Annotated in this window: 13 protein-coding genes; 11 read left to right on the top strand and 2 right to left on the bottom strand. The window is 40.7% G+C overall.

Annotation, left to right across the window (positions count from 1 at the left end):
* Nucleotides 1-72: 72 nt before the first annotated feature.
* From BCU57_RS16430 to BCU57_RS16385, 10 genes are all read left to right on the top strand, one after another.
* On the top strand, nt 73-504 hold the full coding sequence (locus BCU57_RS16430; RefSeq protein WP_102440243.1) for a rhodanese-like domain-containing protein: 432 nt from the start codon (nt 73-75) through the stop codon (nt 502-504).
* Between the two features lie 74 nt (nt 505-578).
* On the top strand, nt 579-1,352 hold the full coding sequence (locus tag BCU57_RS16425) for an FKBP-type peptidyl-prolyl cis-trans isomerase (protein WP_102440244.1): 774 nt from the start codon (nt 579-581) through the stop codon (nt 1,350-1,352).
* Nucleotides 1,353-1,530: 178 nt separating this feature from the next.
* Nucleotides 1,531-2,169, top strand: a complete 639-nt coding sequence (locus BCU57_RS16420) for a nitrite reductase (protein WP_102440245.1) — start codon at nt 1,531-1,533, stop codon at nt 2,167-2,169.
* A 67-nt stretch (nt 2,170-2,236) separates the two neighbouring features.
* Nucleotides 2,237-2,944, top strand: coding sequence for a 4Fe-4S dicluster domain-containing protein (locus tag BCU57_RS16415; RefSeq protein WP_102440246.1), 708 nt, complete (start codon nt 2,237-2,239; stop codon nt 2,942-2,944).
* Nucleotide 2,945: 1 nt separating this feature from the next.
* A complete protein-coding gene (nrfD, locus tag BCU57_RS16410; RefSeq protein ID WP_102440247.1) occupies nt 2,946-3,893 on the top strand; it encodes an NrfD/PsrC family molybdoenzyme membrane anchor subunit in 948 nt (315 codons plus the stop codon).
* Nucleotides 3,894-3,998: 105 nt separating this feature from the next.
* The gene (locus BCU57_RS16405; RefSeq protein WP_102440251.1) at nt 3,999-4,499 is read left to right on the top strand and encodes a nitrous oxide reductase accessory protein NosL; all 501 of its coding nucleotides are present in this window, start codon (nt 3,999-4,001) and stop codon (nt 4,497-4,499) included.
* Nucleotides 4,500-4,609: 110 nt separating this feature from the next.
* Nucleotides 4,610-5,992 carry a nitrous oxide reductase family maturation protein NosD gene (gene nosD, locus BCU57_RS16400; RefSeq protein ID WP_102440248.1) on the top strand — a complete coding sequence of 461 codons (1,383 nt, stop codon included), beginning with the start codon at nt 4,610-4,612 and terminating at the stop codon, nt 5,990-5,992.
* A 6-nt stretch (nt 5,993-5,998) separates the two neighbouring features.
* On the top strand, nt 5,999-6,901 hold the full coding sequence (locus tag BCU57_RS16395) for an ABC transporter ATP-binding protein (protein WP_102440249.1): 903 nt from the start codon (nt 5,999-6,001) through the stop codon (nt 6,899-6,901).
* Nucleotides 6,902-6,907: 6 nt separating this feature from the next.
* Entirely contained in the window at nt 6,908-7,732 is an 825-nt protein-coding gene (locus BCU57_RS16390) for an ABC transporter permease (protein ID WP_102440250.1), read from the top strand.
* Nucleotides 7,733-7,952: 220 nt separating this feature from the next.
* On the top strand, nt 7,953-9,230 hold the full coding sequence (locus BCU57_RS16385; protein WP_102440091.1) for a winged helix-turn-helix domain-containing protein: 1,278 nt from the start codon (nt 7,953-7,955) through the stop codon (nt 9,228-9,230).
* Between the two features lie 108 nt (nt 9,231-9,338).
* Here BCU57_RS16385 and fre read toward each other — a convergent pair whose 3' ends face one another.
* On the bottom strand, nt 9,339-10,037 hold the full coding sequence (gene fre, locus BCU57_RS16380; RefSeq protein ID WP_102440092.1) for an NAD(P)H-flavin reductase: 699 nt from the start codon (nt 10,035-10,037) through the stop codon (nt 9,339-9,341).
* Between the two features lie 80 nt (nt 10,038-10,117).
* Nucleotides 10,118-11,599 carry a 4-hydroxy-3-polyprenylbenzoate decarboxylase gene (ubiD, locus tag BCU57_RS16375; protein ID WP_102440093.1) on the bottom strand — a complete coding sequence of 494 codons (1,482 nt, stop codon included), beginning with the start codon at nt 11,597-11,599 and terminating at the stop codon, nt 10,118-10,120.
* 357 nt (nt 11,600-11,956) lie between these two features.
* On the opposite strand from ubiD, the gene BCU57_RS16370 reads away from it, so the two are divergent.
* Nucleotides 11,957-12,616: a hypothetical protein gene (locus BCU57_RS16370; RefSeq protein WP_102440094.1), complete on the top strand. Its 660-nt coding sequence runs from the start codon at nt 11,957-11,959 to the stop codon at nt 12,614-12,616.
* The last annotated feature ends 1,051 nt before the right edge of the window (nt 12,617-13,667 follow it).

Raw genomic sequence — 13,667 nt, 5'->3', positions numbered from 1 at the left:
ACTCACGTATGTGAGTAGCCATTTTTTAATAACTCGGCGTCAGCCGATGCCGAGATATTTTGAGAGAAAACCATGAAAAAACTACTTAGCAAGATTTTGATTTCAGTATCGTTGTTCGTCGCAGTGCAAGCACAAGTGTTTGCTGGTGCGGGTGGGGATCTCATTCCAATTCCTATTAATGACATTCAGCTTAATCCGATTTCAATGCGTGAAGCTGAGTCGTTAGTGGGCAATGAAGATGTTTATTTTTTTGATGTAAACACATTGGAGTTATGGGCTGAAGGGTTTATCCCTGGTGCGGTGTACTTCAACGTTAAGAACTGGAAAAAGTTACTTCCAAAAAATAAGGATGCCGTGATGGTGTTCTACTGTGCTAACACTTTATGTACTTCAAGTGCGATGGCTGCACGAGAAACAGTAAAACTAGGTTACACAGGGGTTAGACATATGGCCGATGGAATTTACGGCTGGCGATTGTCAGGAAGAGTAACAGAATTACCTTAACCATTTTATTACCTATTTAAGACCTGATGATGTGTTGTCGCTGGGTCAATCTATTTTCCAAGAGAGAGTGCCAAATGAAATTATTAAAGAAAAGTACCTTAGCCATTGCAACGTGTATGACATTGGTTTTATCAGCAGGCAGTTTTGCTGCTCAAAACGTAGAAAGCGATGTTGAAAAACAGTCTTACAGCATGGGCGCTTCTATTGGTAATTACCTATCAAGCCAAATTTATAACCAAACGGAGCTTGGCGCTCAAATTAATGTTCAATTGGTGATTGATGGTGTGATTGATGCGCTTAAGAATGAACAAAAAATGTCTGATGAAGATGTGCTGACTTACTTAAACGATCGAAGTGAACTACTTAATTTATTGAGTAGCCAAAAAATGCAACAAATTGCCCTTGAAAGTAAAAAAGCCAGTGATACTTTCTTAGTTGAAAACAAAGCGAAAGATGGCGTTAAGGTGACGGGTTCTGGCTTGCAGTATGAAGTGATAAAAATGGGTGAAGGCAGAAAACCTAACCCTGAAGATGTGGTCACTGTGAAGTACAAAGGCACATTAGTTGATGGGACTGTATTTGATGAAACGACAGATCCAGTTCGTTTTGCATTACTGACAGCCATTGCTGGTTGGGAAGAAGGTTTACGCTTGATGCCTGAAGGCTCAACCTTTCGTTTTGCCATTCCATCTGAGCTAGCGTATGGCAAAGACGGTGCTGGTGATATTCCTGGTGATACCGCATTAATTTTTGAAGTGGAATTAGTTAAGTCTGAAGCACCGAGTGAAAACGCAAAAGGTATGGGCCTAACAGGTATGGGCATGAACGGCATGATGGGCTCTCACTAAGCTTTTACTAACAACAAGTTGTCATTGAAATTTTGGTGATAACTCATTAATTAAATTCAAGAAAGAAGAGACACTTATGAATATTCTGGCCTTAGGTATAGCAGTATGTCTGAGTATATTTATCGGACTCTTCTGGTTTCATCACAGTGTATATAACCGTAATTTGAGCAGCACTGTGATGAAACAAGCCAATAAAGTGGCTGACGGTAACAATGGCGAGCATTGCCTTAAATATGATGAATTTAAGCTTGCTGGTTCTTATCAAAGTCCATTATGGATGTCAGTCGCTGTATTGATTTTTTCGTTATCTATATATGCCAGTGGAGGACATTTCCAAGGTTGGGATAAAGGTCAGGCAGATGAATCGGTGGATTACTTGATTGCAGCCAGTATTACTAAAGGGCGAGATCAAGTTCAGCAACAACCACAAAATGAATTAGCGCTTATTTCGTTAGCACAATCATATGCAGAAGGCGGTTTATATGCTGACTCTGTGACGACGCTAGATCAGTTAATTGAGCTAGTGGGTGCTGATGCTGAGTTATTAGGCATAAAAGCGACATCAATGTATTACCGAGATAGTCGTCAGTTTTTACCTGAGACCAAAATGGTCATTGATACAGCGTTGAGTTTTCAACGTGATGAGCTTAATACCAGATTGCTACTCGCAACAGATGCTTACCTTAAGGGTGAATATGTTGACGCGATAGATCACTGGCGCATCTTACTGACCAATCAAACTCAATCTTTTAATAGACAATCTATTAATAACGCAATTATGAAAGCCGAATTTAAATTAGATGAATTGAGTCGATGATTCGTCATTTGAATTTGCAGCGAACCAATAAATACCAGTCAGCGATAGCTGCACTAGGGAGGATGTTGTGAGTGAAAATATAGAAAGACGGAGGTTTCTAAAAGGTATTGGAGCTGCTTCTTTAATTCTGGGCCCTATGGGCTGTACTTCAGTTAAAGATGACAACGAAGATGCTAACAAACCTCATTACGTTATGGTGTTTGATCAAAATAAATGTGTCGGTTGTGGTGAGTGTAAAGAGGCATGTAATGTCGCAAATAACTTACCTGACGGCAAATCAAGAATGTTGATGGAACATCAATCTGGCGGTGTTGAAGGGCAAGCATGTCCACATTGTGGCAAAGAAGAGTGTAACTGCGAACGTAAGTTTGTTCGTGTTTCTTGTCAGCAATGTAAAAACGCGCCATGTGTCAGTGTATGTCCTACAGGTGCGGCACATAAAGATCCTAAAACAGGGGTCGTCACCATGGACGCAAGTAAATGTGCAGGTTGTAAATACTGTATTGGCGCCTGCCCATACAATGCACGTTTTATTAATGAAGAAACTGATGTGGCTGATAATTGCGATTTCTGTTTAAACAGCAAATTATCAAAAGGTGAGTTACCAGCTTGTGTACAACAGTGTAAATATGATGCGTTGATCTTTGGTGATGCTAACGATCCAACCTCATACGTTAATAAATTATTAGCGGTGAAAGACTCTGTGCGTATGAAGCCTCAATTTGGTACTGAACCAAGCCTTCGTTACATTCCAGTTGTTAAGTTGGGGGTATAAGATGGACGGTTCAATGGAGTTTACCATGGGGCTATCTGAAGGGGTTGCATGGCCTTGGCCAATTGCTGTTTACCTTTTCTTAGCCGGTATTTCAGGCGGTTCTTTAGTGGTTGCTTTAGCAATTCGCTTTTTTAAAGGCCAAACTGAAACTACCCCACTGTATAAAGCTGCCAGCTTAATCTCGTTTGTGACGATTGCACTGGGTATGTTATGTCTGGTTTTAGACTTAACCAACCCATTGTTCTTCTGGCGTATCTTGGTGTTCTACAACTTCACATCTGTGATGTCAGTAGGGGTTATCGCTTTATGTGTGTACATCCCACTTACGGCAGTGTTGTGTCTTTATGCCTTTGAAGATGAAATCAAATCGATTCCAGCATTAAGCTTCTTGCTACCTATTATTAATATGCTTAAACCAGTTCGCAAACCTTGTGAAGTGACAGCATTAATTTTAGCGGCATCTGTATGTGCTTATACCGGTTTCTTGATTTCAGCGTTAATCCGCTTCCCACTGATTAATACTGCAGTTTTACCAGCGCTATTTATAGCGTCAGGTGTCTCAGCAGGTGCGGCTGCATCAAAAATGTTGTCGGTATACTTGTTCAAAGAAGACATGCACAGCAGTGAACTTAAAATCCTTCATGGGGCTGAATGGCCAATCATGATTGCCGAAATTTTGTTTATTTGCATGATTGCGATGTCTTTAGCGACAGGTAATGCTGGTGCACAATTAGCCTTTGAAGCATTTACAGCTGGCGTATGGGCAAATCTATTCTGGATTGGTGTTGTAGGTATTGGGTTCTTAGGGCCTATTTTACTTAACTTTGCCACAGGTAAAACTTTTAGCCATTCCGCTAAAGCATTTTACTTATCAGGATTTTGTGCCATTAGCGGCATGATGTGCTTACGTTTGTTTATCCTATATGCAGGACAGACCTACGCTATTTAACGTTTGCCTGAATCACCCTCAAGCCACATGACTTCCCTTAGTTATTTTTGAGGGTGATTCTTTTTAATATGAATGATTTACCCAGTGTTTCAGTTGGAAATTGATATGAAAAAAATACTATCTTTATTATTGGTGCCATTTTTATTTGCTTGTACTCCCGAAAACATAGTGGCTGAAGTTGACCGTCATGCTCACCAAATTCATGAGCATGATCGCTGTCATATGTGCGGCATGATGATCACCAAATATCCTGGGCCTAAAGGCCAATTAAAGCTGAATAATGTCGCTAATGCCCCATCATTTTGCTCAACACGAGACATGTTCAGCTTTTTGTTACAGCCAGAAAATACCCGTCAGGTGAACCAAGTTTGGGTGCATGATATGGCCAAAACAGACTGGGATAATCCCAAAGATGAATTCTTTATTGACGGTAAAACAGCGACATATGTTTATGGCACCAGTCGACAAGCGGTGATGGGCCCAGCTGTAGCCTCATTTAGTACTGAACAAGCAGCGCAAGATTTTGCCCGTGAGTTTGGTGGGGCTGTATTGAAGTTTGACGACATTACCATTGAATTATTAGGCGAGAATATGAGCCATCATTAAGCCTATAAAAACAAAGGTGCTAGCTTGGTAAAGTATTAATGTTTTTAATTTACTAAAAGTCATTAGCTAAGCAAATTCAGATAATTGGTTAGATGAAAGTGAGAAACTCCATGGGTAAATTTGTATTGATTTGGTGGTGGATTATTGGTGTATTTACTGCACCTATTACGCTTGCTGATTCAATGGAAATAAATGTTAATCCACTAGTCAAATCTGTTTTATTGCAAGAGATTATTGACGACGCGAGTGCTCATGACCGCATTGCTTTGAGTAATCAAACCTATCTTGGTAATGCGATTATTAATAAGCCCCTCACATTAATCGGTCATCCCAGGTCAATTATTGATGCTCAAGGTCAAGGTAGCGCCATCACGATTGCCAGTAATGACGTCAATATTAAGCAATTAAACATTCTCAATTGGGGAGACGATCAATATGAACTGAATGCAGGCATATTGATTAATGATGGCATGACAAACATTGTGATCGCTGACAATGTACTCACTGGCGATGGCTTTGGCATTCGCGCCGATAATAGCCATCATATTGAAATTTCTCACAACCTGATTAGCGGCGATGCTGAACGCTTTGTATTGGATAGAGGCGATGGTATTTATCTAAAACGTGTGGATCATGCTGTTATCAATGGCAATGTAATTAAAGATGTAAGAGATGGCGTGTATCTAGAATCAGGTAAACACAGTTTAGTCACCAATAATCAATTTTCTAAGCAGCAATACGGTATTCATTACATGTATACCGAAGATGACGAAGCCTTTAATAATGCAGCCACAAAAGTCGATGGTGGTTACGCATTAATGAACTCTAAGCGGATTAATCTACATCATAATCAAGTTAATGGTGCTGCGATATTTGGTGTGTTGCTAAACATGACCAATGACTCAGACGTTCAAGCCAATCATGTGAATAATATCGTTAATGCAAACCCTAAAATGCCAACGGGCGATGAAGGTAAAAGCATGTTCATTTATGGCGCCCGTGATAACCGTGTTTATAACAATGAATTTGCTAATAGCGAAATTGGTATTTATATGGCGATGGGCGGCGAAGGCAATCAAATATATCGTAACCAGTTTATTAATAATCAAGCTCATGTGAAGTATGTCGGCGATACGATTGTTGAATGGAGTCATAAAGAACAAGGGAATTATTGGAGCGGTTTTATCGGTTGGGATCGAACAGGTGATGGGTTTAGCGAGCAAGCTTATCAGCCAAGCGATCATTTAGATCGTTTGTATTGGCTTTATCCTGAAGCGCATTTTTTATTGAAAAGTCCTGTGGCTTCTTTGCTGCGCTGGACTCAGCAGCAATTTCAAATTATGCCGGAAGCAGGTGTGATGGATAGTTTTCCAATGATGAGTCCGACTGCAAATTCCAATATTGGTTATGCCGCTGAACTAGCAGATTATTCATATGTAAATTCAAACATAGTTTCAACAACTCAGCCTTCTGAGCATTCGTTAAATAAGTAGGTTTTTATGCCAAGAAATTCAGTTATTCAGGTTCAGAACCTCATTAAACAGTACGGTGAATTTACTGCCGTAGGCAATATCAGTTTACAGGTACATGCGGGGGAAACGTTAGCATTGCTGGGGCATAATGGTGCAGGTAAATCTAGCCTGATAAAAATGCTGTTAGGCATAGTAAAACCCACATCGGGCCAAATTACCATGATGGGTAAAACGGTGACTCATGAGAAAGATCGCCGTCAGATCAATCTAGGTTACCTACCTGAAAATATCAGTTTATATGAAAAGCTCACCGGCAAAGAGGTGTTGAATTATTTTGCCGCGTTAAAGCGGATTGATAAATCAAAAGTTCTACAAGTACTCGAAGAGTTTGGCCTTGAGCATGCGCAAGATAATCCGGTTAAAAGCTATTCAAAAGGCATGAAGCAGCGTCTAGGTTTTGCCCAAGCAATATTGTCATCTCCTGATATTTTATTACTTGATGAACCTACAGTTGGACTTGATCCACAGGCCTCACTGTTTATGTATCAAAAGATTGATGAACTCAAACGCCAAGGTTGCGCCATTGTAGTGTGTACCCATGAGTTGGCAGTTGTTGAAGATAATATTGATCGTGCTTTTATTATGGCTAACGGCATGGAATTAGCCTCTGGCTGTGTAGAGACGTTGCGCCAATTAACAGACTTAAAAGTGTTGTTTAAAGGAGAGGAAATTAATCAAGCGATAGCAGAGGATGAGTTTTTAAATACATTGGCTGTGAATAATCAATTATTGATTCATCAGGTAGATAAGCCAAGAGTCATGCAGTATCTCACGCAGCATTGTGGCGTTTATAACTTCTCTATTGAAGAACCTGGTTTAAGTGATATTTATCATCACTGCATGAATAACCGTCAGCAAAACGTTGCTTGAGGAATTATGATGTTTACACCTATTTTAACCATCGCCAGTAAAGAAATTAAAGACAACTTTCGTAATCGTTGGGTTGTGTTTATCGGTCTGATATTAACTAGTTTATCCTTAATAATTTCATTTTCAGGTTCAGTTGTCACGGGTGAGTTAGCTGTTCCAGAGCTGCCAATGTTAATGGCCAGTCTAAGTTCCATTGGAGTATTTATTTTACCATTAACGGCTATTTTGTTGAGTTATGACAGTTTTATTGGTGAAGAAGAGTCTGGTACCTTGCTGTTGCTATTGTCATACCCTTTAAGCCGCAGTCAGATATTATTAGGTAAGTTTGTTGGCCATATCACTGTGCTAGCTTGCACTATTGTATTTTCTTTTGGATTAACAGCTGCACTTATTCATGTGTTTACTGGCACTGAATTGTCATTATTGTTGCCGTTGTTCTGTCATTTAGTGTTTAGCAGTATTTTACTGAGTATGTGCTTTGTATTAGTGGGTTATGTGGTGAGTTTGCAGGTGGCTGAAAAAGCTAAAGCCATTGCTATTTTATTGTTTATTTGGGTAGCGGTTGTATTGGTTTACGACCTTATTTTACTCACACTTATGGTAGCGGAAACTGTGGAGCTTTCTAGTCAACTTTTACAGGTAATGATATTGCTTAATCCAAGTGACATTTTCCGCGCTCTGATGTTAGTTGCTGCCCCTCAACAGGATACTAGCAGTAGTTTATCGTCGTTAGTTCAATTTCCTCTGTCTAACTTGTATATCGCATTAACAATATGGGTTGGGGTAATGATGTTGATTTCACAAAGTTTATTTCATCGGAAAATATTTTAACTGCAATGCTTAATTTTAGAGAATGAAATGGTTATTCATTCACAATGTTAATAGCAGTAATTAACAAAAATATATTTTGAGGTATATCTATATAAGTGTTTGTATTATCAGATTTTAAAATATTTTAAGACTGAGTCGGTAATCACATATTTTTGATAAGATATGAATTATGATTCATGTGATTTCAATTGACTCAATAGTAAAACTTTAGGTGCAGGCAGTGCTAAAAATTACTTCATATTTAACACTCGATACTTCAGCCAAGCAGCTGATTAATCATCTTAATGATGAGAAAACCAGTCTGACTTTTTCTGAAAATGCAGTATTAATTAAATTATTAGATAATAGCGAAGAAATCTGGACAAAAGAGCACCTATTGGCGGAAGGATGGCCTGATAGGGTGGTTGCACCTACTTCATTAACGCAGTGTATTAGTACATTACGCCGTAAATTAGAGCCTTTTTCTGAAATTCATTTAAAAGCTGTCGCAAGACGTGGCTACCAGCTTCATATTGATGAACGCAGTCATGTGAAAATGGTTTCTTTAACTGACTCCGGTACGATTAGAGCTGCTTTTTTAGATGTCAGCGTGATGGTCAAAATTGCTGGAGCGTTATTTGTTATTGGATTAATCATTCTTGCTTGGTATCAATGTGAGTACCATAAAGTCCTTAAAAATACCGCATTTTGGAGCAGTGACAAGCAAGTTGAGATTAATATTGGTGGCTTAGAAGAAAGCGCAACTTTATTATACAAAAACGATACTGATCAACTGCATAAATCTAAGTGGCAGAAACATATTGCGCCTGAAAGTAATGTTGTGCTTGGACTCAAGGGCTTTAGCGCTTTCGCATTGACCAATGGCAACAATTACTCATTTGCTGCTTGTCCTGGTTATGCATTAGATGATTGTAATGGCGTCGGGATTATCAATATCAATGCGCTATCTCCAGAGCCTGCTGGCTTGAATATGCGTGAATTTGTACCGTTAACTAAAAAAATGGAAGAACGTATTCGATTTAATCGAGTGCTGATCCCAAAAGATAGCGTTGGCAATATTATCGAGCATCATTACCATGCTGACGTGTATTTTCCCGCAGCAGGTGAGAAGCTTATCCGTGGTGATTTTAGTCTCTCACTTGTCTATGACAGTGAAAAGAGTGGCCAAATCTATACCACGATCTGCATCACTGACGAAGATTGCAGTACGACGCCAATTAAATGGAAAACCCGTGGTACGTTTAATCAATATGAACAAACCATTGGCGATTATGAGGTTGACGTTTTCTATAGCAAAATAGCTCAAAAAGAGTTTATAAAGCCAGACTTCGTTACCCCGTCGGCAATGCGCTTTTACCGTGAAATTCGTCGAATGGATATTCAAGAAACCGAATTGATTTTCTTTAGAGTGCATTCCACTGAGAATACCGCTGTATGGATATTCCCTTTTATGGATGGACTTGTAGCTTGGTCTAAATATGAGAAAGTACAATTCTAGCCATTAGTTTAGCGTACTGAATAATTGAGTTTTAGTGCGAAGAAATAATGGGGGTAAACAAAAAGCCGACTAAAATAGTCGGCTTTTTAATGGGTAAATCAATTAGGCTTATTTGATAAATGCGAAGGCATCACCATAAAGGTGAGCTTCTTCTACGCCCATACCGCGAAAGACTTCACGGGCGGCGCCAACCATATCGAAACGGCCAGCAATATAAATGTCGTAACCCACTAAGCTGATATGATCTTGGTTTATTTGCTCAAGCAAGTTGGCTTGTTTACCATTCCAGTTAGCTGTCGCTTCTTCAACAACGGGAATAAACTCTAACCATTCATGGTTTGCATGCCATTGGCGGGCAATGTCTTGGTAGTACATGGCTTGCTCGTTACGACAACCCCAGTAAAACTGTGTTTTTATTGTATGGCCGCTAGCAATTTGCTGCTCAATAATACTCTTAATGTATGAAAACCCCGTGCCGCCAGCAATCATGATGCGAGGGCGTTGGCTGTCTTGACGAAAAAAAGCCTCACCAGCAGGGGCTTCAATATCAATAAACTCGTTGTTTTTTAGGCGCTCAACCACTTGCATTGGGTAGCTTTCTGATACTGCGGCGCCAATGTGTAGCTCAATTAAATCAGCGTTAGGCGCAGAGGCGATAGAAAAAGGACGTTTGTCTTTTTCTCCCATAACGATGGATAAGTATTGCCCTGCTTTGAAGTCAAAAGGGACTTCTGGTTTAAGTATGACCTGAAAAACAGCATCATTAAATGGGGTGATCTTTTCAATTTTACAGCGAATGGTGTTCATCTAACATCCTTGGTAGCCCTTTCTTTGAAGGGTGTTTTTATTTTATTTGTAGGGTAGAGGGTTAACTCTTTAGCTGGGCATTATAGCGTTGGGCTATCATCAATACCTAATTCGTCCCAGATTTGATCCACTTTATCTTTGACTGCTGGATCCATCACAATTGGCGTGCCCCATTCTCTGTCAGTTTCGCCTGGCCACTTATTGGTCGCATCTAAGCCCATTTTTGAACCTAAACCGGCAATAGGCGAGGCAAAATCAAGGTAATCAATCGGCGTATTATCCACCATTACGGTATCTCTTGTTGGGTCCATACGGGTGGTAATCGCCCAAATCACATCTTGCCAATCGCGGCAATTGACGTCTTCATCAACGATGATGATGAATTTGGTGTACATAAACTGTCGCAAGAACGACCAAGCGCCCATCATTACCCGTTTGGCATGACCGGCATATTGCTTCCGAATTGAAATTACTGCCATGCGATACGAGCAACCTTCAGGCGGCAAGTAAAAGTCGATAATTTCAGGATATTGCTTACGTAAAATCGGCACAAAGACTTCGTTTAACGCCACACCTAACATGGCAGGCTCATCCGGTGGACGACCTGTGTAGGTGCTGTGATAAATCGCATCTTTACGCTGGGTCATATGGGTGACGGTGAAAACTGGAAACTTGTCTGTTTCGTTATAGTAACCAGTGTGATCGCCATAAGGGCCTTCTTCAGCCATCTCTTCAGGGTCAATATAGCCTTCTAAAATGATTTCGCTGGTGGCTGGGACTTCTAAGTCGCAACTGATGGCTTTGCACACTTCGGTGCGTTCACCACGCAGTAAACCCGCAAAAGCATATTCGCTCATTGAGTCTGGCACAGGGGTTACCGCGCCTAAAATAGTCACCGGATCGGCGCCTAATGCCACTACCACAGGGTAGCGCTCACCTGGGTGTTTTTCTTTGAAATCTTTAAAGTCTAATGCGCCGCCGCGGTGATCAAGCCAGCGCATAATCAGTTTGTTTTTACCTAATAACTGCTGGCGATAAATGCCTAAGTTTTGTCTTTTTTGGCGCGGACCTTTAGTAATGGTTAATCCCCAAGTCACTAGAGGCGCCACATCGCCAGGCCAGCAATGTTGTACCGGTAATTTGGTTAAATCCACCTCGTCACCAGTTAATACCACTTCCTGACAAGGTGGGTTACGTACTGTTTTTGGCGGCATGTTTAACGCTTGTTTGAACTTAGGTATTTTGGCAATCGCGTCTTTAAAGCCACTTGGCGGCTCAGGTTCTTTTAAAAAAGCTAGCAATTCACCCACTTCACGCAAAGCCAGTGGGTCGTCTTTACCTAACGCCATAGCAACACGTTTTGGAGTGCCAAATAAATTCACTAAAACTGGCATGTCGTTATTGGTTGGGTTTTCAAATAACAACGCAGGGCCGCCAGAGCGCAAGACGCGATCGGCAATTTCAGTCATTTCTAGATTGGGATCAACAGCATAACTAATCCGCTTTAGTTCACCATTAGCTTCAAGGTGATCAATGAAGCTACGTAAATCCTTAAAACTCATGGCTTATTCACTCTATTGTTAATCGCTCTTTGGGGCGCACTATAGCATTTTTCTAAAATAGGGTTAAGCGATGTTTATTTGTTGGTCGTTGATTTTAATTAACCTGCTCATAGCTATTGCCCGCGTATCTATCAGCATTTTTATAAAACTGGGTTAAGCGATGATTATGGGTTAGATGTTGATTTGAATTAACCAGATAGCGCCGGTATCTATGAGCATTTTTCTAAAATAGGGTTAAGCGATGGTTATTGGTTATAGGTTGTTTTGAGCTAGACTTGTTTATAGGGTAATTGCCATTTAATTGCCCTATATTAGCTGCTGTAGAAAATGCTGCTTAGGTACAAAGGGGGGCGTGAGATGAACAAAGAAGCACAACAGACACTGCCAAAGACCTGCTTTACGGCTTTATATCTGATGAGCTTAAAAGGGTATATCTCAGTAACTGTAGGCTTGAGTTTAATGCTTGGCATAAGCACTAATGCCCAAGGGGCTAATGCTCAAGACGCGAGTCCCCACAAGATTTCAGCTAGCATGCAAGCTTTTGATGGCTTGCCGCAACTGCGATATCTTACATCCGATCGTCATCATGGTCATTCACGTCATTCACGTCATTCACGTCATTCAGGTTCATCAGTGCGCTGGGGCGTCGGTGTGGGGTGGAATAACGGTTGGCGTTACCCTTATTATAACCGGTGGGGAAATCGATGGAATAATGGCTGGGGCTATGGCTGGAATAATGGCATAGGCTGGAATAACGGCTGGCAAACGCCCTATCGCTATGATTACTATGATCGCCATTACCGCAGAAACTATGTGCAACCGCAGCAACATCAAGTGGTGTCTCAACCGAAACGATCCACCACCAGTATTGAATACGCCAGTGGCTTAACCCAGCTACCTGAAAATGCCCGCGCTATCCAAAGAGACGGCAGAACAATTTATCAGTGGCAAGGGCAAGAGTATTACTTTGACTGGTCATCACAACGCTATATGAGATTAGCCGCAGAAAAAGACTAATTGAGTGGCGCTGTTTCTACATAGGCTGAGAACGTTTATAACGTTTAAAGATAAAAAAGCCCTGATGGATCCTTCCATCAGGGCTTTTTGTGCATTGTCTACCGACAAAATGTATCGGCATTAAAACTGTTGTTGATGAAAACTTATTCATTCGCTCACTACGAAAACTGGGGAGAGAAGCAGTTGCTCATGTCCAAATAGTCGTCAACGGACTCAATAGGTTTGATAGTAGAAAGCCATTCCATGAAGTAAGGGGTATAGAATGTTTTCATAATCAATAGTCGCTGGGGACGACCATCAATCAAATCAAAGCTATTGGTTGTTAAATTAGTTAATACTCGTAATACATCTCCTAGTTTATGCTTTTTAATATTTCCCCTTATGACTTCCATTCATCAGAGTTACGCTGTTGCTTGCCTACGACATATTATTGTTATTATTCCTTGTTGCAGGTATTCAATTCAGTGACCATGCAAGCATGGGGGAGAGTGCTGTCACCTTGTTGAAACGGATAAATTAGCCATGTTGATAGAAGTATTACCTTGGGCGCTTAAGCCCTAATAAAACCTCTATTGCTCACTGCTGGGGAACAGTTAGCAACACATCAAATCTGCCTGAATCTATCTCCAATCACCCTAGTGACATCCTTACCTTAGGGTGGTTTACCTGCCTGTAGGCATACCTGCGACTTATAATTATTGTTAGCCTTGTTGCAGGTTTCAATTCAGTGATACTGCAATCATGGGGGGAATGCAGTCACTGAGCTTGAATAAAATTGACAAGCTTGATTGTTTAAAAGCCTTTATCGTCGGAATATTAGCTTCTTAATAAGTGCACTTGGGGTGGTGCGCTTATCGAATCAAACCTGCCGGAACCGTTATAAAATCAATTCGTTTTGTCTTTACTGGCACTAATGACATCCTTTCATTAGCACCGGCCTTACACTGCCTTTTGGCATTCCTGCGACCTATTATTATTGTTAGTCCCTGTTGCAGGTTTCAATTCAGTGATACTGCAATCATGGGGGGAATGCAGTCACTGAGCTTGAATA

This window comes from Shewanella sp. 10N.286.48.B5, assembly GCF_002874355.2.
Lineage (GTDB): Bacteria > Pseudomonadota > Gammaproteobacteria > Enterobacterales > Shewanellaceae > Shewanella.
This window is presented reverse-complemented; position numbering and strand designations above follow the sequence as displayed.